Source organism: Nocardioides sp. Root140 (assembly GCF_001426745.1).
In the GTDB taxonomy this organism is placed as follows: domain Bacteria; phylum Actinomycetota; class Actinomycetes; order Propionibacteriales; family Nocardioidaceae; genus Nocardioides.
In genome coordinates, this window is record NZ_LMFI01000012.1 from 74,883 (window position 1) to 91,592 (window position 16,710).

At 69.6% G+C, this 16,710-nt stretch carries 21 protein-coding genes; 11 read left to right on the forward strand and 10 right to left on the reverse strand.

Annotated features, from left to right (window positions below):
• Nucleotides 1-37: 37 nt before the first annotated feature.
• Nucleotides 38-520, forward strand: coding sequence for a hypothetical protein (locus ASD30_RS20430; RefSeq protein ID WP_056686301.1), 483 nt, complete (start codon nucleotides 38-40; stop codon nucleotides 518-520).
• Here ASD30_RS20430 and rsgA read toward each other — a convergent pair.
• The 3 genes from rsgA to ASD30_RS20445 are packed head-to-tail and all read right to left on the reverse strand — an operon-like array spanning nucleotide 517 to nucleotide 4,411.
• Nucleotides 517-1,515 (reverse strand): ribosome small subunit-dependent GTPase A, encoded by a 999-nt coding sequence (rsgA, locus tag ASD30_RS20435; protein ID WP_056686304.1) that lies wholly within the window; start codon nucleotides 1,513-1,515, stop codon nucleotides 517-519. The genes ASD30_RS20430 and rsgA overlap by 4 nt on opposite strands.
• The gene (gene aroA, locus ASD30_RS20440; RefSeq protein WP_056686307.1) at nucleotides 1,512-2,795 is read right to left on the reverse strand and encodes a 3-phosphoshikimate 1-carboxyvinyltransferase; all 1,284 of its coding nucleotides are present in this window, start codon (nucleotides 2,793-2,795) and stop codon (nucleotides 1,512-1,514) included. Before aroA ends, rsgA begins: the two co-directional genes overlap by 4 nt.
• 29 nt (nucleotides 2,796-2,824) lie before the next feature.
• Nucleotides 2,825-4,411, reverse strand: a complete 1,587-nt coding sequence (locus ASD30_RS20445; RefSeq protein ID WP_056686310.1) for a sigma-70 family RNA polymerase sigma factor — start codon at nucleotides 4,409-4,411, stop codon at nucleotides 2,825-2,827.
• A 352-nt stretch (nucleotides 4,412-4,763) separates the two neighbouring features.
• Between ASD30_RS20445 and ASD30_RS20450 the strand changes: the two genes are divergently transcribed.
• The 7 genes from ASD30_RS20450 (at nucleotide 4,764) to ASD30_RS20475 (ending at nucleotide 8,662) form a co-directional block, all read left to right on the forward strand.
• Nucleotides 4,764-5,351, forward strand: a complete 588-nt coding sequence (locus ASD30_RS20450) for a hypothetical protein (RefSeq protein ID WP_056686314.1) — start codon at nucleotides 4,764-4,766, stop codon at nucleotides 5,349-5,351.
• Between the two features lie 226 nt (nucleotides 5,352-5,577).
• The gene (locus tag ASD30_RS20455; protein ID WP_056686317.1) at nucleotides 5,578-6,324 is read left to right on the forward strand and encodes an SOS response-associated peptidase; all 747 of its coding nucleotides are present in this window, start codon (nucleotides 5,578-5,580) and stop codon (nucleotides 6,322-6,324) included.
• Nucleotides 6,324-6,962, forward strand: a complete 639-nt coding sequence (locus ASD30_RS20460) for an alpha/beta hydrolase family protein (RefSeq protein ID WP_056686320.1) — start codon at nucleotides 6,324-6,326, stop codon at nucleotides 6,960-6,962. The genes ASD30_RS20455 and ASD30_RS20460 overlap by 1 nt, the downstream gene beginning before the upstream one ends.
• Nucleotides 6,963-7,057: 95 nt before the next feature.
• Nucleotides 7,058-7,696 carry a sigma-70 family RNA polymerase sigma factor gene (locus tag ASD30_RS20465; RefSeq protein WP_056686780.1) on the forward strand — a complete coding sequence of 213 codons (639 nt, stop codon included), beginning with the start codon at nucleotides 7,058-7,060 and terminating at the stop codon, nucleotides 7,694-7,696.
• Nucleotides 7,696-7,959: a mycothiol system anti-sigma-R factor gene (rsrA, locus tag ASD30_RS20470; RefSeq protein WP_056686322.1), complete on the forward strand. Its 264-nt coding sequence runs from the start codon at nucleotides 7,696-7,698 to the stop codon at nucleotides 7,957-7,959. Before ASD30_RS20465 ends, rsrA begins: the two co-directional genes overlap by 1 nt.
• An 87-nt stretch (nucleotides 7,960-8,046) precedes the next feature.
• Entirely contained in the window at nucleotides 8,047-8,121 is a 75-nt protein-coding gene (locus ASD30_RS28015; protein ID WP_396378553.1) for a 50S ribosomal protein bL37, read from the forward strand.
• Nucleotides 8,122-8,290: 169 nt separating this feature from the next.
• Nucleotides 8,291-8,662, forward strand: coding sequence for a thioesterase family protein (locus ASD30_RS20475; RefSeq protein ID WP_056686783.1), 372 nt, complete (start codon nucleotides 8,291-8,293; stop codon nucleotides 8,660-8,662).
• A gap of 2 nt (nucleotides 8,663-8,664) precedes the next feature.
• Here the strand turns inward: ASD30_RS20475 and ASD30_RS20480 are convergent, their stop codons facing one another.
• Genes ASD30_RS20480 through ASD30_RS20490 form a run of 3 tightly spaced genes read right to left on the reverse strand, consistent with a single transcriptional unit; the run spans nucleotide 8,665 to nucleotide 11,663 of the window.
• Nucleotides 8,665-9,150, reverse strand: coding sequence for a GNAT family N-acetyltransferase (locus ASD30_RS20480; RefSeq protein WP_056686325.1), 486 nt, complete (start codon nucleotides 9,148-9,150; stop codon nucleotides 8,665-8,667).
• Between the two features lie 2 nt (nucleotides 9,151-9,152).
• On the reverse strand, nucleotides 9,153-10,817 hold the full coding sequence (locus ASD30_RS20485; RefSeq protein WP_056686328.1) for an acetolactate synthase: 1,665 nt from the start codon (nucleotides 10,815-10,817) through the stop codon (nucleotides 9,153-9,155).
• A 9-nt stretch (nucleotides 10,818-10,826) separates the two neighbouring features.
• Nucleotides 10,827-11,663, reverse strand: a complete 837-nt coding sequence (locus ASD30_RS20490; RefSeq protein WP_056686331.1) for a DUF2785 domain-containing protein — start codon at nucleotides 11,661-11,663, stop codon at nucleotides 10,827-10,829.
• A gap of 109 nt (nucleotides 11,664-11,772) precedes the next feature.
• On the opposite strand from ASD30_RS20490, the gene ASD30_RS20495 reads away from it, so the two are divergent.
• A complete protein-coding gene (locus tag ASD30_RS20495) occupies nucleotides 11,773-13,245 on the forward strand; it encodes a sensor histidine kinase (RefSeq protein WP_056686785.1) in 1,473 nt (490 codons plus the stop codon).
• Between the two features lie 78 nt (nucleotides 13,246-13,323).
• On the opposite strand, the gene ASD30_RS20500 is transcribed toward ASD30_RS20495, so the two are convergent.
• Nucleotides 13,324-13,575, reverse strand: a complete 252-nt coding sequence (locus tag ASD30_RS20500) for a WhiB family transcriptional regulator (RefSeq protein WP_056686333.1) — start codon at nucleotides 13,573-13,575, stop codon at nucleotides 13,324-13,326.
• Between the two features lie 178 nt (nucleotides 13,576-13,753).
• On the opposite strand from ASD30_RS20500, the gene ASD30_RS20505 reads away from it, so the two are divergent.
• The gene (locus ASD30_RS20505) at nucleotides 13,754-14,155 is read left to right on the forward strand and encodes a hypothetical protein (RefSeq protein ID WP_056686336.1); all 402 of its coding nucleotides are present in this window, start codon (nucleotides 13,754-13,756) and stop codon (nucleotides 14,153-14,155) included.
• Nucleotides 14,156-14,174: 19 nt separating this feature from the next.
• On the opposite strand, the gene ASD30_RS20510 is transcribed toward ASD30_RS20505, so the two are convergent.
• From ASD30_RS20510 to sodN, 3 genes are all read right to left on the reverse strand, one after another.
• Nucleotides 14,175-14,978 carry an RNA polymerase sigma factor SigF gene (locus tag ASD30_RS20510; protein ID WP_056686339.1) on the reverse strand — a complete coding sequence of 268 codons (804 nt, stop codon included), beginning with the start codon at nucleotides 14,976-14,978 and terminating at the stop codon, nucleotides 14,175-14,177.
• Between the two features lies 1 nt (nucleotide 14,979).
• A complete protein-coding gene (locus tag ASD30_RS20515) occupies nucleotides 14,980-15,354 on the reverse strand; it encodes an anti-sigma factor (protein WP_056686341.1) in 375 nt (124 codons plus the stop codon).
• A gap of 418 nt (nucleotides 15,355-15,772) precedes the next feature.
• Nucleotides 15,773-16,174, reverse strand: coding sequence for a superoxide dismutase, Ni (gene sodN, locus ASD30_RS20520; protein WP_056686344.1), 402 nt, complete (start codon nucleotides 16,172-16,174; stop codon nucleotides 15,773-15,775).
• Nucleotides 16,175-16,238: 64 nt separating this feature from the next.
• Here sodN and ASD30_RS20525 point away from each other — a divergent pair, with 64 nt between their 5' ends.
• Nucleotides 16,239-16,577, forward strand: coding sequence for a S24 family peptidase (locus ASD30_RS20525; RefSeq protein ID WP_056686347.1), 339 nt, complete (start codon nucleotides 16,239-16,241; stop codon nucleotides 16,575-16,577).
• Nucleotides 16,578-16,710: the final 133 nt, after the last annotated feature.

A 16,710-nucleotide genomic window follows, 5' to 3' on the forward strand; every position in this document is an offset into this window, starting at 1 on the left:
TGCAGGTTTGGCTTGGTCGTGCCCTAGGGTTCAGGGCATGGAGATCAACGGCCTGCCTGCACACCCCCTGATCATTCACGCGGCGGTCGTGCTCGTTCCCGTGGCCGCTGTGCTGGCCGCGACCTACGCCGTGGTGCCCCGCTGGCGCTGGTCGACCCGCTGGCCGATGGTCGGCGCGCAGACCGCCGCACTGATCGCGGTCCTGGCCGCCTGGTTCTCCGGCCGCAACCTCAAGGCGAGCATGGTCGACGCCGGTGCCAACGCCGACCGGTTCCGCTTCCACCAGGAGCAGGCCAACATCCTGTTCTGGGTGACCATCGTGTTCTTCTTCGTGGTCCTGCTGGGCGCGTGGGCACTGGGTGGCCCCTCGGCCCTGGTCTCCGGACGTGGGGCGCGCGGCAAGCACGCCCCGATCATCGAGTGGACCATGGTGTCGATGCTGGTCATCTTCGCGATCGCGGCGATCGCCACGACCTTCCAGACCGGTGAGCAGGGCGCCCGCCTGGTCTGGGGCGGCTAGCGCTCCTGGTCCGGGCTGCCCTCACGCGAGGCCAGCAGCCGCCGGAACGACTCCACCCGCTCGGGGTCGAGGTCGCCTGCTTCCATGGCGGTGTCGAGCCCGCACTCCGGCTCACCGCTGCCGTGCGTGCAGCCGCGCGGGCACTCGTCGATCATCTCCTCGAGGTCCGGGAAGGCGCCGATCAGGTCCTCGGGCTGCACGTGGGCCAGGCCGAACGAGCGGATGCCGGGCGTGTCGATGATCCACCCGTCGTCATCGGGCAGGGCCAGCATGTACGCCGACGTCGACGTGTGCCGCCCCCGGCCGGTGACCGCGTTGACCACGCCGACCTCGCGCATCGCGTCGGGCACCAGGGCGTTGACCAGGGTCGACTTGCCGACGCCGCTGTGTCCGACGAGCACGCTGGTGGTGCCGCTGAGCACGTCGCGCACTGGTCCGACGTCGCCGCCGCGCTGAGTGACGACGTACGGGACGCCGAGGGAGCGGTACGTCGACAGCAGCGTCTCGGGGTCGGCCAGGTCGGACTTGGTCAGGCACAGGATCGGCTGCATGCCCGAGACGTACGCTGCCACGAGGGCCCGGTCGATCAGGCGCGGGCGCGGCTCCGGGTCGGCCAGCGCGGCCACCACGACGAGCTGCGCGGCATTGGCCACGATGACCCGCTCGACGGGGTCGTCGTCGTCGGCGGTGCGGCGCAGGGTGGTGGAGCGTTCGCAGACCTCGACGATGCGGGCCAGTGAGCCGTCGTTGCCCGACATGTCGCCCACGACCCGGACCCGGTCGCCGACGACCACGCCCTTGCGACCCAGTGGGCGCGACTTCATCGCCATCACCCGTCGGCCCTCGTAGTTGAGGGTGAAGCGGCCCCGGTCGACCGTGATCACGACGGCCTCGACCGCGTCGTCGTACGACGGGCGGTCCTTGGTCCGCGGCCGGGTACGGCGACGCGGTCGGTCGTAGTGCTCGATGTCCTGGTCGGAGTAGCGGCCACTCACGGGCGACCAGCCCCTGCCGGCAGCAGGCCGGCCCAGAACGCAGCGAAGTCGGGGAAGGTCTTCGAGGTGGTGGCGATGTCCTCCACGAGCACGCCGTCGACGGCGGCGGCCAGGATGACACCGGCGTGCGCCATGCGGTGGTCGGCGTACGTGCGGAACACGCCGCCGTGCAGGGCAGCGGGGCGCAGCGACAACCCGTCGGGGTGCTCGGTGACATCCGCGCCCAGGTTGCCGAGCTCGGCGGCGAGGGCAGCCAGCCGGTCGGTCTCGTGGCCGCGAATGTGGGCTATGCCGCGCAGGTGCGAGGGCGAGTCGGCCAATGCGCACAGGGCCGCGATCGCCGGTGCCAGCTCGCCGACGTCGTGCAGGTCGAGGTCGACGCCGTGCAGCGTGCCGGTTCCGGTGACGGTCAGACCGTGTTCGGAGCGGGTGACCTCGCAACCCATGGCTTCCAGGATGTCGCGCAGGGCGTCTCCGGCCTGTGTCGTGCTCTCCGGCCAGTCGCGCACCGTCACGGAGCCACCGGAGACCGCGGCGAGCGCGAGGAACGGTGCGGCGTTGGAGAGGTCGGGCTCGATCTCGTGGTCGACCGCACGGATCGGGCCGGGTGCCACGGCCCAGCGGTTGGCGTCGGAGTCGTCGACCTCGACACCGTGCTGGCGCAGCATGGCGACCGTCATGTCGATGTGGGGGAGGGACGGGACCGGCTTGCCGTCGTGGCGGACGTCGAGCCCCTCGTCGTAACGGGCGCCCGCGAGCAGCAGTGCGGAGATGAACTGGGAGGACGCTGAGGCATCGACCACGACCGTCCCGCCGCGGACGCTGCCGTGACCGGAGACGGTGAACGGGAGCCGGTCTCCGTCGGAGATGTCGACGCCGAGCCCACGCAGGGCGGTCAGGACCTCGCCGATGGGGCGGTTGCGCATGTGGGCGTCGCCGTCGAACGCGATCGTGCCGCTGGACAGTCCGGCCACCGGAGGCACGAAGCGCATGACGGTGCCGGCCAGGCCGCAGTCGACGGCGGCGTCACGGTCGAACGCGCCGGGGGAGACGCTCCAGTCGTCGCCGGTGGTGTCGATGTCGGCGCCGAGCGAGGTGAGGGCGGTCGCCATCAGCTCGGTGTCGCGCGAGCGCAGCGCCCGGCGTACGACGGACGGGCCGTCGGCCAGGGCGGCCAGCACCAGAGCGCGGTTGGTCAGCGACTTGGACCCGGGCAGGGAGACGGTGGCCTCGATAGGTTCGAGGGCGCGTGGTGCGGGCCAGGGATCAGGTGTCGTCACGGGGGAAGGGTATCGACCCGGCGCTGGCGTCACGGAGCCAGCAGGACGGTCTGGGTGTTGTTGCCGGGGTCGGCGTCCTCGGTGCCGTCGTCGGGGGTCACCGTGAAGGTGAGGGTGCTGGTGGTGAACACCTTCATCGCGGTCAGGTCGAAGGTCTCCGGGCCGTCCGCGCCGACGCTGCAGCTGAAGTTGCCCACGCCGATGCGGCTGCACCGTCCGTCGAGGAGGTCGAGGACCAGCACCGGGTTGTCGCTGGTGATCTGGAGGGTGGCCGGACCGTGGCTGACCGTGGAGGTGACCTTCCAGATCGTCGAGGCGGCGAGCCGCTCAGCGGAGGCGGTGATCGTCAGGTCGGCCACCGGTGGCGGTGGTGGTGGTGGCGGCGGTGGCGGCGGTGGCGGGGGCTGCTCCGTGGGTTTGTCCGTTGGCTTCGGCTCGTCCTTCGGCGGCGGGGCGGGGGAGTCGACGGGCGGCGCGGCATTGGTCGGTGGGACGACGGACGGCTCGGTCGTCGGGGCCGTTGAGGTCACCGGTGGCGCCGACGTCACGGGCGCAGGAACTGGCACCTTGGCCTTCGGCGGGGCCTTGGACTGTGCTGGCGCCGGCTGGGTGGCCGTCGGTGAAGGACTGTCGGTGGTGGCTGGTGCCTCGGCCCGGTCCCGCGCGGCGGGGGCCGGGTCGTCGCCACCGGACATGACCGCGAACGAGACCCCGGCGACGGCGGTCACCGCGACGACCCCGCTGACGGCCGCCACCTGGGTGTTGGCGGCGACGAAGTCCTTGATCCGGTCGACGAAGAGAAGCAGGAAGCCCTTGGTGGCCAGCGATCCGGCGCCGGCGAGGTAGGCCATGCCGGCGGAGCTGCCCAGGAGGAGCGGCGCCAGCAGGGCGCCCAGGTTCGAGTTGACCTCGGTCAGCTCGAGGTAGATCGCCATGCAGCCACGACACTCGTCGAGGTGCTTCTCGATGCGGGTGGCGTCGCGCTTGGCCACGCCCTGGCGCACGTAGGCGCCGAGGTGGTCGTGGGTCCAGCGGCACTCGGGCGCCTCGAGCTCTTCGGCGTGGGAGTTGAGGAAGGCCTGCCGCAGGCCCTCGCGGGCCCGGTAGGCAAGTGCCGACACGGAGTTGGGGCTCATGCCCAGCAGGGCGGCCACCTCGGCGGGCTTCTGGCCCTCGACCTCGGTGTGCCACAGGACCAGCTGCCACCGCTCGGGCAACGAGGCGAACGCCTTGGCGGCCGCGGCGTTCTCGAACCCCTCGACGGCGGTGTCGCGGAACGGCACCCCGGGGTCGAACGGCTCCAGGTCGTCGGTGGTGTGCAGCCGCGACCCGGCACGGATCCGGTCGACGTGGAGTCGGCGTACGGCGGTGAGCAGGTAGGCGCGGAACGCGACGTCGGGGCCGCCTCCGCCCTGGAGCACCTTGAGCACCTTGGTGAACGCGTCGGAGACGAGGTCGTCGGCGTCGGAGGGGCTCATCAGCTGGCGGGCCAGGCGGCGGGCCGCGCCCACGTGGCGCTCGAACAACTGGCCGTATGCGGACGTGTCGCCACCCCGGACGGCCGAGATCAGCTCGGCATCGCCCAGTTCCTCGAGTTCGGGAAGTGTGGTGCTCACGGTTGTCCAACGATCCAGTTCGCAATTGATGACGCTGTTCAGCGTAGTCCTCTGCGGACCCGGCCGCGCGGGCCCCGGAGCTGCCGGGGCAGACGTGCCCGGGAGAAAGTTTTGCGAAACCGCGTCATGAAGCCCGCCCCGCCCCGTTTCAAGGTCACGAGAACGTCGAGCATGACGAACCGAGGGGAGCAGGGCCGTGGGTTTCTTCGACACGTTGGTGCGACGAAGCAACACGGATGGTCCCGAGGCGATGGGCTCACTGGACGAACGCGTACGGCTGGGGTTGCCGGCGCCGTTCGAAGCAGTGGGAGAGGCTCTCGCCTCGGGATCAGGCTCCGCTGAAGCCTGTGAAGTGGCAGGACGGGCTCTGGCCAGGGACGGAGCCTCGCTCGACGAGGCTCTCGACCAACTGGGCCAGACCAGTCGTGCCGTCACGGGAGGGGAACCGGCCTTTGACGACATCCGTGCGCTGTCCATGGCATGGAGCGAGTCGACACTGGCCTACCTGCACCAGCTGTCCTGCGAGGACCCGCTCACGGGTCTGGCCAGTCTGGCGCACATCCGCAGCCGCCTGTCGGAGCTGTACCGGGGACAGCTCGGACGGGACGCTGCGGGAATCGAGGAGACCCACGCCCTCGTGGTGATGGAGATCCCGGAGGAGCGGCCGGGTCACGGTGCCGACCAGTTCACGCGAGCAATGAGGCTTTCCCGCCTCGGGGACGCTGCGCGAACTGTCTTCAGCGGCACCGAGACCATCGGTCGCTCCGGCACGAACCGGGTCGTGGTGGTCGTGGATAGGGACGCGCAACTGGGTCGCCGTGTGGCGCTCGTGCGCACTTTGCTGGGGATGGCCGACCACCCGACCAGGATCTGGATCGAGGGACTGCCCTCGACCGACCGCGCGGCAGCCGCACTGCTCGACGAGCTCTGCCGCACCTGAACCTGCCGTACCTGAACCTGCCGGGGGAACTCGGCTCGGGGAGGCGCCGACCACCGTGTGCGGGTGGTCGGCTCCTCGGGCGTCTCGACTTGGCTCGCTGCCCTGCGCACCTCACTGAGTGTCTCGACCCGCCCGTCGCGACCTCGCAAGCTCGGTCGCGGGGCTTGCTCGACCCGCCTCGCTACTATCCGTGCACTCCTTCGTCGTGCACGGATAGTCTCGGCGCATGTGTGGACGCTATGCCTCGTCGCGCCAGCCCGAGGACCTCATCGAGGAGTTCGAGGTCCAGGAGTCGTTGGTCCCTGAGCCGCTGGAGGCCGACTACAACGTGGCCCCGACCAAGGACGTGTACGCCGTGCTCGAACGGCCCGCCAAGGAAGAGCGCCCGCAGCAGCGCCAGTTGCGCGTGCTGACCTGGGGCCTGATCCCGTCGTGGGCCAAGGAGGCCTCGATCGGCAACCGCATGATCAACGCGCGCATGGAGACCGTCGCCGAGAAGCCGGCGTACCGCCGTGCCTTCGCCTCGCGGCGTTGCCTGCTGCCCGCCGACGGCTACTTCGAGTGGTACAAGACCGAGGAGCAGACCAAGTCCGGCAAGCCGAAGAAGCAGCCCTACTTCATCCGCCCGCAGGACGGCGGGGTGCTGGCCATGGCGGGGCTCTACGAGATCTGGCGTGACCCGTCGCGGCCGGACGACGATCCGGCGCCGTTCCGCTGGACGTGCACGGTGATCACCACCGACGCGGAGGACTCGCTCGGCCGGATCCACGACCGCATGCCGTTGATGGTGCCCGCCGACCGCTGGAGCGACTGGCTCGACCCGACCAGCAAGTCGACCGATGACCTGCTGTCGTTGCTCGAACCCGCAGCCCCCGGGCGACTCGAGGCGTTCCCGGTCTCGACCCTGGTCAGCAACGTGCGCAACAACGGCCCTGAGCTCATCGAGCCGCTGCCCGTCGAAGGGGTGGAGTGATGGTCAACGTCGAGAAGATGCTGCCCACGCCGTACGGCGACGCACGGCTGGTGTCCTCACGCTCCCGTCGCCCGGTCGCCACACTGCTGCTCAGCCACGGCGCCGGTGCCGGGATCGACACTCCCGACCTGGAGGCACTGGCCAAGGCCCTGCCCGGCCAGGGCATCACGGTGCACCGCCTCGAGCAGCCGTGGAAGGTGGCCGGAAAGAAGGTCGCGACCGCCCCGCCCACCCTCGACGTGGCCCTGAAGCTCGCCGCGGACCACCTGCGGCCGCGAACACCGTTGATCCTCGGCGGCCGCTCCGCCGGGGCACGCTCGGCGGCCCGTTCGTCGCGCGCCCTGGGGGCGTCCGGCGTACTGGCCCTGTCGTTCCCGTTGCACCCACCGGGGCGGCCGGAGAAGAGCCGGGTCGACGAGCTGCTCGGCGTGAAGGTGCCGCTGCTGGTCGTACAGGGCGCCCGTGACCCGATGGGCCGGCCCGAGGAGTTCCCGGCGGGCACCGAGCTGCTCGAGGTGCCCTACGCCGACCACTCGTTGCGGGTCGGCAAGGCCGCACCCCTGAGCGGTGACGACGTCACCGCGATGATCGTGGAGGCCACCCTGGAGTGGATCGTCCGGGAGGTCACCGGGCGCTGATCCGGCCCTCCGGGAATCAACCACGGTCCGGTTCTGTTCTGGACTATGTGATCGCCGTACTCGAACGTCCCGCCGCCCCGGTAGTCTGGGAGGCGATGACTGAATCCCTGACGACCGATGTCGACATGACCGAGGTCGACATCGCCAACGAGACCGACGCGCAGCGCTCGATGCGGTTCGAGCGCGACGCCATGCCCTTCCTCGACCAGCTCTACTCGGCCGCGATGCGGATGACCCGCAACCCGGCCGACGCCGAGGACCTGGTCCAGGAGACCTTCGCGAAGGCGTACTCCGCCTTCCACCAGTACAAGCCCGGCACGAACCTCAAGGCCTGGCTCTACCGCATCCTCACCAACACGTTCATCAACACCTATCGCAAGAAGCAGCGCCAGCCGCAGCAGTCGATGGCCGAAGACGTGGAGGACTGGCAGCTCGCCCGCGCGGAGTCACACTCCTCGACCGGGCTCAAGTCGGCGGAGATGGAAGCCCTCGAGCATCTCCCCGACTCCCAGGTGAAGGACGCGCTGCAGCGTCTCCCCGAGGAGTTCCGCCTCGCGGTCTACCTCGCCGACGTCGAGGGGTTCCCCTACAAGGAGATCGCCGAGATCATGGAGACACCCATCGGCACCGTGATGTCCAGGCTGCACCGCGGCCGGCGCCAGTTGCGCGACATGTTGTCGGGCTACGTCCGCGACAACTACCTGCTGAAGTCCGCCCCGGAAGGTGACGAGTGATGACCGGGCAGAACGAGACCGAAGACTGTTCGGACTTCCTCGAGCGCATCGTCTACCTCATCGACAACGAGCTCGACGAGGCCGACTGCTCGGTCGTCCGCCAGCACCTCGACGAGTGTGGACCGTGCCTCGCGAAGTACGACCTCGAGCGCACCGTCAAGGCCGTCGTGGCCCGCTCGTGCTCCGAGTCGGCGCCGCAGGGCCTGCGTGAGCGGGTGCTCGTGCAGTTGCGCCAGGTGCAGGTCCGGATCACCGAACAGTGACCCACGACGAGTGAAGTGTCCGGGCCGATTCGCGGCCCGGGTGGCTTTGCTGCGACAATGGCCGCCGCAGATCTCCAGGAGGAAACCATGGGCAAGACCGGACGCAAGCGCCGCTCGCGCAAGAAGAAGGGCGCGAACCACGGCAAGCGCCCCAACGCCTGATTCGTCAGGCCTGCTGAACCCCCGAGCCAATCCCTTTGGCGAGGGGGTTCGTTCATTTGTCGCGAACCGTGGGTTTTTGGTGCGCGAGCCTGCAACTCTTGCGCCTCGAACCGGCAATTCTTGAGTACGCCGTTGGCGGTCGGCGCGCATGGTGCGCGAGACTCACTGCATGTCGACCGCTGACCTCACCGCCGCCCTGACCTTCACCGTCACCGACGACGACACCGCGCTCGCGGTCGGCAGCGGCTCCCTTGCCGTCCTCGGCACACCGCGGCTGCTGGCCTGGTGTGAGGCGGTCACCTGCGCGGCGATCGAGCCCACGCTGGCCGAGGGCAGTACCTCGGTCGGCACGCGTGTCTCCCTGGAGCACCTGGCCGCCAGCAAGGTCGGCGCCGAGGTGGTGGTCACCGCCTCGTCGTCGTACGCCGACGGGCGGCTGGTGCGCTTCGCGGTCTCCGCGCGCGACGGCGGCAAGCTGGTCGGCAACGGCGAGGTCACCCGGGTCGTCGTCGACGCCGAGAAGTTCCTGTCCCGGCTCTGACCTCAGTTGAAGCGCAGGCCGAACGCCAGCAGGTCGATGCCCTCGACCGGCGACCAGTCCGCCTCCGGGAGCCGGGTGAAGCCGAGGGCGGCGTAGAGCCGGTGCGCCGACTTCATGGTCGGCAGCGACGAGAGGCGTACGCCGGACAACCCGCCGGCACGAGCCCGGTCGAGGCAGGCAGCCACCAGGGCACGGCCGACACCGCGACCTCGTGCGGTGGGAGCGACCACGAGCATCCGGAACTCACCCTCGTCGTCCTCGGCCGTCTCGCGCCACTTCGACCCGGTGGGGCAGTACGTCACAGCCCCCAGGAGCTCGCCCTCGTCGACCGCGACCAGCAGCTCGGCTCCGGTGGCTCGCGCCTGCGCGTCCTTCAGCTCGGCCACGTATTCGGCAGTGGCATGGATGTACCCCTCGTCGACGTACACCGCCGCGGTCAGCTCGCCGATGCGACTGAGCTCGGCGGCGTGCGCCTCCCTGACCTCCATGCTCAGATGCCGAACGTGGCGCGGGGGTAGGCCGCCTCGACGTCGGTGATCACGTTGACCAGGTAGGGCACACCGGAGGCGAAGGCGCGGTCGATCGCGGCACCGATCTGACGGGGATCACTCACCGTCTCGCCGGCGCCGCCCAAGGCCTTGACCACCTCGTCGTACGGCGTGCGCGGTGCGAGGTCGGCGGCCACGTCGTAGCCGTAGAGCATCTGCATCGGGCCCTTCTCGAGGCCCCATGCGGAGTTGTTGCCGCAGACCATCACGACCGGGAGGTCCTGGCGCACGAGCGAGTCGACGTCCATCAGCGAGAAGCCCGCCGCGCCGTCGCCGAGCAGGAGCACCACCTGGGACGAGGGCCGGGCGATGCGGGCCGCCATCGCGGAGCCGAGTCCCGCGCCCAGGCAGCCGTAGGGCCCGGGATCGAGCCAGCACCCGGCCCGCTTGGGCTCGACGAACTTGCCGGCGAAGCTGACGAAGTCGCCACCGTCGCCGATCACGACCGCGTCGTCGGCCAGTCGCGGCACCAGCTCGCCGTAGATCCGCGCCGGGTGGATCGGGTCGGCCTCGGCGGAGAGCAGCGCGCTGTCGCGCTCGACGGCCGCTGCCACGCCCTGCTGCAGCGCCGAGACCCACGGTGACCAGTCGGGCTTGCGCACCACCTGGTGCATGGCATCGACCAGGGCTTCGAAGAGCAACGACAGGTCGCCGTACGCCGACCCGGCGAGCGTGGCGTGTCCGGAGACCTGCGCCTCCGAGTCGGCGATGTGCACGACCTCTGCGACCGGCGCACCGTCCTTGCCGCCGAAGACGCCGTAGCCGAGCCGGAAGTCGAGGGGCGTGCCCACCACGACCACGAGGTCGCTGGTGCCCAGTGCCTGGCCGCGGGCCTTGGTCACCAGCAGGGGATGTCCGCCGGGGACCACGCCGCGACCCATGCCGTTGGTGATCGTCGGGATGCCGATGGCCTCGACGAAGCTGCGGGCGGCCACGTCGGCCCCGTCGGCCCACACGTCGGTGCCCAGGACCAGCACCGGCCGTTGCGCACGACCGATCAGCTCGGCGATGCCGGTGACCGACTCAGGGTCCGCGACCGCCGGGTCGGTACGCCGCACGCCGGTGAAGTCGCTCGTCGCCGAGTTGAAGAACTCATCCATCGGCACGTCGACGAAGGCCGGGCCCCGATGCGGGGAACGGGCGGCGGCGAACGCGTCGTCGATGCCGCCCGCGATGTCTCCGACGGTCGGCAGGGTGCGCGCGTGCTTGGCCACCGGTGCGATGATCGGCGGCTGGTCGAGCTCCTGCAGGCTGCCGGTGCCCCAGCGGTTGCCCGGCGCGCGACCGCCCACCACGACCATGGGGGAGCCGGCGAACTGGGCCTGTGCGATCGCGCTGACCCCGTTGGTGACACCGGGGCCGGCGGTCAGCACGGCCAGGCCGGGAACGCGAGTGAGCTTGCCGGTCGCCTCGGCCGCGAACGCCGCCGTCTGTTCGTGGCGTACGTCGACCAGCCGCATCGGCGGGTCGGCCTTCACCGCGCCGTCGTACATCGGGAACACATGGGCCCCGGAGAGGGTGAACATGGTCTCGACGCCGTGGGCGCGGGCCACATGCACGGCGAGCTCGCCGCCGTGGCCGGTCAACGATCCGCTCTCGTCACTCATAACCAGAGGTTAGCCATCACCCAGGTGGTGTGGGTTCGACTCGCGCAGCCGGTCGATGAGGACGAGCAACAGATCGGCCCGCAGCTCGGGCGCCGGGGTCGAGAAGGCGATCTTGAGATAGAGGGCACGCAGGAACGACTGCGCGTTGAACGTCGTCAGGAACGGGTTTCCCTCGCCTCCGCTGGCCGTTGCGGCGTTCGCCAGCCGCGCGATCCAGGCCTCGAGCACCCCGATCGGGACCAGGTTGCGGCGCAGGACGATCGCGGTGGCCTCGGCCATCCGGTCCGGCTCGCCGCAGACCAGCAGCTCGGCGTTGGGCAGGAGCAGTCGGTCCGCCAGCACGTCGAGCAGCACGGTGAGCTCGTTGGACGTGAAGTGCGGCGAGCCGGCGAGGATGCCGATCGCGTCGGCGCCGTGCGCCGCGGCATGGGCCCAGCCCTTGCCCTCGACGAAACCGCGCAGGTCCTGCTCGCGGACGTACCAGCTGGCGATGCGGTCACCCCACTCCAGCACCTTCGACGAGGACAACCCGATGTTGTTGCCCCGGTCGAGGCACTCGGCGAGGACCAGCGCGGAGAAGCTTCGGCGGAACACGGTGTCGGTGCCGCTCTCGCCGATCCCGACGTCGAGTCCGGCGGCCATTCCGTCGCCGAGTCCGACCAGCAGGTCGTCGTACACACCGCGCTCGATCCAGGTGGCCAGGACCTGGTAGGCGGTCGTGTCGCGCTGCACCGGATCGGTGCTGCCGAGCATGGTGGTGAGCTCTGTGGTCAGCTCGGCGAGGGGGCGATCGGTCGGCACGGCCAGATCGTGGGTGAGCACGTGTTCCCAGATCGTTGACGCCATGCGCGCCAGTCTGCCAGTAGGTCGACCGGTCGCCGTGACGAGCCTCCGGGCATGAACGATGCTGGACAGCATCCGTGGCTCGTCCGGCGATGACCACTACTCTGGCGCAGTGCCCACTCTCGATGAACTGGCCAAGGCGCACACGGACCTCGACTCCGGCGACCTGGCCTGGCTGCAGCGGTTGATGGCCGACTGGCAGATCATCGCCGACCTCTCCTTCGCCGACCTGGTCCTGTGGCTGCCTGACCACGAGGGCAAGGGATTCTGGGCCGGCGGCCAGATGCGCCCGACCACGGGTCCGACCGCGCTCCTCGACGACGTCATGGGCACGTTCGTGCCGGTCAACCGCAGACCGATGCTCGACATGGCCTTCGCACAGGGTCGGGTGATCCGCGAGGGCGACCCGGAGTGGCGTGACGACGTGCCGGTGCGGGTCGAGACGATCCCGGTCCGTCGTGGCGACCGGGTGATCGCGGTGGTCGCCCGCAACACCAACCTCCTGGGCGTGCGGACGCCGAGCCGGCTCGAGCTCTCCTACTTGCAGACCGCGGCCGACCTGACCCAGATGATCAGCCAGGGCCTGTTTCCCTCGGCCGGCGAGCGCAGCGACCACGCCGACACACCCCGGGTCGGCGACGGCTTCATCCGCGTGGGACTCACCGGCATCGTCACCTACGCCTCACCCAACGCCCTCAGCGTCTACCGGAAGCTCGGCCACACGGGTGACCTGGTCGGACACGTGCTGACCGATCTGACCCGGCAGCTCGTGCCGCCTCGCAAGCGACCCGATGAGGAGACGCTCAGCTCCGTGCTCGGCGGCCACCTCCACAAGGATGCCGAGATCACCGGCAGCGGCGCCGCCGTGATCGCTCGCAGCATTCCGCTGCGACCGGCAGGCGAGCACATCGGAGCGCTGATCCTGCTGCGTGACGTCACCGACCTGCGGCGGCGCGACCGTGAGCTGGTCACCAAGGACGCCACGATCCGCGAGATCCACCACCGGGTGAAGAACAACCTGCAGACCGTGGCCGCGCTGCTGCGACTGCAGGCCCGACGCATGGACACTCCAGACGCCAAGGCCGCGCTCGAAGAGGCCGTACGCCGGGTCGGGTCGATCGCCATCGTCCACGAGACCCTGAGCCAGGCCGTCGAGGAGCACGTCGAGTTCGACGAGATCGCCGACCGCCTGGGACGCATGGTCACCGATGTCAGTGCGGTGGGGGAGTCGGTGCGCGTCGTACGGACCGGCACCTTCGGAGTGCTCGCCTCAGAGGCCGCCACGGCACTGGCCATGGTGATCACCGAACTGCTGCAGAACGCGGTCGAGCACGGCTACTCCACCGGCGACTCGGGCCGCATCACCCTCGACGCCAGGCGCATCGTGGGTCGACTGCACGTCACGATCGAGGACGACGGGCAGGGGCTGCCCGACGGCTTCGACCTCGACGGAACCGTCAACCTGGGCCTGTCGATCGTGCGCACCCTGGTCGAGTCGGAGCTGGCCGGAGTGCTCGACATGGGAGCCGCGCACGCGCCGTTGCAGCACGGCACGCGGGTCCAGATCGATCTTCCGATTGAGTGAACCCTGGTCTCGGGCGTGCTTTCGGCGCATTCGAAACGTGCCGAGGCCCGGTGACCGAAAGCAGACCTGAGGCCGCGACTACGCAGTGCGGACGCGAGCCCGGGCGTTGCGGCGCTTCAGCGCGCGACGCTCGTCCTCACCGAGTCCACCCCAGACGCCGTGGTCCTGTCCCGCCTCGAGGGCCCAGGCGAGGCATTGTTCGCGCACCTCGCAGCGTCGGCACACCTGCTTGGCCTCCTCGATCTGAAGGATCGCGGGACCGGTGTTGCCGATCGGGAAGAACAACTCCGGGTCCTCATCGAGGCATGCGGAGCGATGGCGCCAATCCATGGCGGGGGACTTCCTTTTCACTAGCGGCGTCAACGACCTGTGGATCGTTGCGTAAAAGTTCGGTGTGCGCGCAGGCTCTCGCGAACCTGTTCAAGGCGCACGCAATAGATTCGCAAGAACTGGACCCCGTGACAACCCCTTACCGGGGTCACTTTGGTCACAAGTATGGTTTTTACCCGTGAGCACCCTCCCCGACAGCGCAACTCCGGCGCCCCTGACCGTCGCAGCCAGCCTGACCGGGGTCGAGGGCGTGGCAATGCTCGGGTACGGCGTCCTGGAGCTCTTCAACGTCTCCACGGAGCGCCTGACCATGGGTCTGACCACCGCGCTGTTCTTCGGCGGGTACGGCGTCTTCCTGCTCTGGGCCGCGTGGTCCATGAACCGGGGCGGGTCCTGGGCGCGCAGCCCGATCGTGCTCACCCAGCTGCTCCTGCTCGGCATGGCCTGGAGCTTCCGCGGCGGTGAGACGACCGGCGTGGCCATCGGCCTGCTCGTGGTGGCGCTGATCGTGCTGGTCGGAGCCCTGCACCCGGCCAGCATCGACTTCCTCGCGGACGACGACGGCGCCGAGGTCGACTGAACGTCACCTGGCCGAGGGCTCAGTTCGAGTCGGCCAGTGCCTCACGCAGGTGGTCGAGGGTCTTGCTGAGCAGTCGTGAGACGTGCATCTGGCTGACCCCGACCTCCGTGGCGATCTGGGACTGCGTCATGTTCTTGAAGAACCGCAGCATCAGGATGTTCTTCTCGCGGGGTGGCAGCTGCTCGAGCAACGGCTTCAGCGACTCGCGGAGCTCCACGTGCTCGAGGCCCTCGTCGTCGATGCCCATCGTGTCGAGCATGCTCAGCGAACCCTCCTCGCTGCTGTCGCTGCCGGCGTCCAAGGACAGCGTCGAGTAGGCGTTGCTCGACTCGATGCCCTCGATGACCTCCTCGACCGAGCAGCCGATCGCCCCGGCCAGCTCGGACGGCGTGGGGGAGCGGCCCAGCGACTGGTTGAGCTCGGCGGTGCACGCACTGATCTGCATGCGGAGCTCCTGGAGGCGCCGGGGAACCCGGATCGCCCAGCCCTTGTCGCGGAAGTGCCGCTTGATCTCGCCGATGATCGTCGGGGTGGCGTACGTCGAGAACTCCACCCCGCGGTCGGTGTCGAAACGGTCGACGGCCTTGATCAGCCCGATGGTGCCGACCTGGACGAGATCCTCGAACGGCTCGCCACGGTTGCGGAAACGGCGTGCGCAGTGCTCCACCAACGGCAGGTGCAGGCGCACCAGGTCGTCGCGGGCTCCGGACCGCATGGCCTCGCTCAGGCCGTCGTCAGCCACCCTGTCGAAGAGCGCGGCGCTGGCTGCCTTGATCTCCGCCAGCGGCATGCGCTGTGGGGGTCCCCCGGTTTCGGCACTCATGTCAGGCGTCGACCGTCGAGTTCATCGTCATCGTCACCGCGAGCGTGCCGTCACCGGTCGACAGATCGGCGTGCGTGGTCAGGGCGCTGAGCACCTGCCACGCGAAGCCGTCCTCCTCCGGCAGCTCTGCCGTGGTGCTGGGCACCGTGATCGTGATGGTGACCTCGCCGGACTTCATGAAGAACTGGCAGGTCAGGTCCGTGCCCTCGGTCGCGGAGGGCAGCACCATGGCGCAGGCCTCGCCGACGGCCATGCGGAGGTCCTCGATGTCATCGAGGGTGAAGTCGAGCCGGGCGGCCAGGCTCACCGTGGTGGCCCGCAGCACGGACACGTAGGCGCTGTCTACGGGAAGTCGGAGCTCGACATCGGGTCGCATGCGGACAACATATCGCCTGCTCCGCTCGTGCGGGCGGAGCCCGGCTCAACGACCTCTTCACCGGATGGTCACGATCGCCGGGCCTTCACTTGTCGCCAAGGCGTCGGGCACGGAGCAATGCGTTCACCTGAACACACAGTTCGCCGTACGACGGGGGCAACGCACGCTCAGACGATGGTCCCCGGGTCTGAACTGTATGTTCAAGTGAACGCGAAGGCCTGAACGGCCGACCCGGCCGTGGTGCCGGTAAACGGAGAAGGGCGCCGCGCTGGCGCGCGACACCCTTCCTTTGGACGGCGAAGGCCTGAACGGCCGACCCGCCCGTGGTGCAGGTAAACGGTGAAGGGTGCCGCGCTGGGGCGCGACACCCTTCCTTTGGACGGCGAAGGCCTGAACGGCTCGACTCCGTCGAGATCGTTCAGGCCTTCTTGGTCTCCCAGAAGATCTCGGCGATCTCGTCGATCTTGGCGAGCAGCTGGTCGGCCACCTCGGCGTCCATGGAGCCCTTGGTGCCGGTCGCGCCGGCAAGCTTGGTCGCCTCGTTCACCAGCGTGTGCAGCTGCGGGTACTTCTCGAAGTGCGGGGGCTTGAAGTAGTCGGTCCACAGCACCCAGAGGTGGTGCTTGACCAACTCGGAGCGCTGCTCCTTGATCAGGACCGCGCGGGTGCGGAAGTCCGGGTCGTCGTTGTCGGCGAGCTTGCCGATGACGGCCTTGATGGACTCGGCCTCGATACGGGCCTGGGCGGGGTCGTAGACACCACACGGCAAGTCGCAGTGGGCCTGGACCTCGACGGTGGGGGCGAACAGTCGCGCAAGCATGCTTGGCGTCCTCTCCTTCGACAGATGAACGTTGACGGTTGAGCTGACTGCGACACTACTCCGCATGGGCAGAGGACGGCAGGCGGGTGTCACTGGCCGGTTCGGCATCGCCGTCGTCCGCGGCAGGTCGATGGAGCCGGGCCTGCGCGACGGAGATCGGGTCCTCGTGCGCTACGACGTACCCGTGGGGCCCGGCGACGTCGTGGTGGCCCGGTTCGTCGACGGCACCCTCGTGGTCAAGCGGGTCGACGGGGCCCGCCAGACCCGTTCGGGCGATCCGGGTTGGTGGCTGCTCAGCGACAACCCGGGGGAGGGGATCGACTCCCGGCACCGCGGGGTCGTGCCGGCCGAGGCGGTGCTGGGCGTCGTACGGCGCCGGGTGTGGCCGATCCTGCGGCGGTGACGCGCGTCTCACTTCTTCGGCACGGAAGGAATCGCCATTCTGTGCGCGCCCGGGTTATGACAAGATGACCGGCAGGGAGACCCCCTGGTCCGACAAGTTCCGCGAACCACCTCTGACGCGTCGAGCTGGGCCC

What these genes read in the sequence shown, in the direction of transcription:
- ASD30_RS20455 (WP_056686317.1), top strand. Translation starts at nt 5,578, where the DNA reads ATGTGTGGACGCTATGCCTCGTCGCGCCAGCCCGAGGACCTCATCGAG.
- ASD30_RS20525 (WP_056686347.1), top strand. Translation starts at nt 16,239, where the DNA reads ATGGGCAGAGGACGGCAGGCGGGTGTCACTGGCCGGTTCGGCATCGCC.
- ASD30_RS20430 (WP_056686301.1), top strand. Translation starts at nt 38, where the DNA reads ATGGAGATCAACGGCCTGCCTGCACACCCCCTGATCATTCACGCGGCG.
- ASD30_RS20465 (WP_056686780.1), top strand. Translation starts at nt 7,058, where the DNA reads ATGACTGAATCCCTGACGACCGATGTCGACATGACCGAGGTCGACATC.
- ASD30_RS20515 (WP_056686341.1), bottom strand. Translation starts at nt 15,354, where the DNA reads ATGCGACCCGATGTCGAGCTCCGACTTCCCGTAGACAGCGCCTACGTG.
- ASD30_RS20490 (WP_056686331.1), bottom strand. Translation starts at nt 11,663, where the DNA reads ATGGCGTCAACGATCTGGGAACACGTGCTCACCCACGATCTGGCCGTG.
- ASD30_RS20460 (WP_056686320.1), top strand. Translation starts at nt 6,324, where the DNA reads ATGGTCAACGTCGAGAAGATGCTGCCCACGCCGTACGGCGACGCACGG.
- ASD30_RS20510 (WP_056686339.1), bottom strand. Translation starts at nt 14,978, where the DNA reads ATGAGTGCCGAAACCGGGGGACCCCCACAGCGCATGCCGCTGGCGGAG.
- ASD30_RS20500 (WP_056686333.1), bottom strand. Translation starts at nt 13,575, where the DNA reads ATGGATTGGCGCCATCGCTCCGCATGCCTCGATGAGGACCCGGAGTTG.
- ASD30_RS20475 (WP_056686783.1), top strand. Translation starts at nt 8,291, where the DNA reads ATGTCGACCGCTGACCTCACCGCCGCCCTGACCTTCACCGTCACCGAC.
- rsrA (WP_056686322.1), top strand. Translation starts at nt 7,696, where the DNA reads ATGACCGGGCAGAACGAGACCGAAGACTGTTCGGACTTCCTCGAGCGC.
- sodN (WP_056686344.1), bottom strand. Translation starts at nt 16,174, where the DNA reads ATGCTTGCGCGACTGTTCGCCCCCACCGTCGAGGTCCAGGCCCACTGC.
- ASD30_RS20480 (WP_056686325.1), bottom strand. Translation starts at nt 9,150, where the DNA reads ATGGAGGTCAGGGAGGCGCACGCCGCCGAGCTCAGTCGCATCGGCGAG.
- ASD30_RS20485 (WP_056686328.1), bottom strand. Translation starts at nt 10,817, where the DNA reads ATGAGTGACGAGAGCGGATCGTTGACCGGCCACGGCGGCGAGCTCGCC.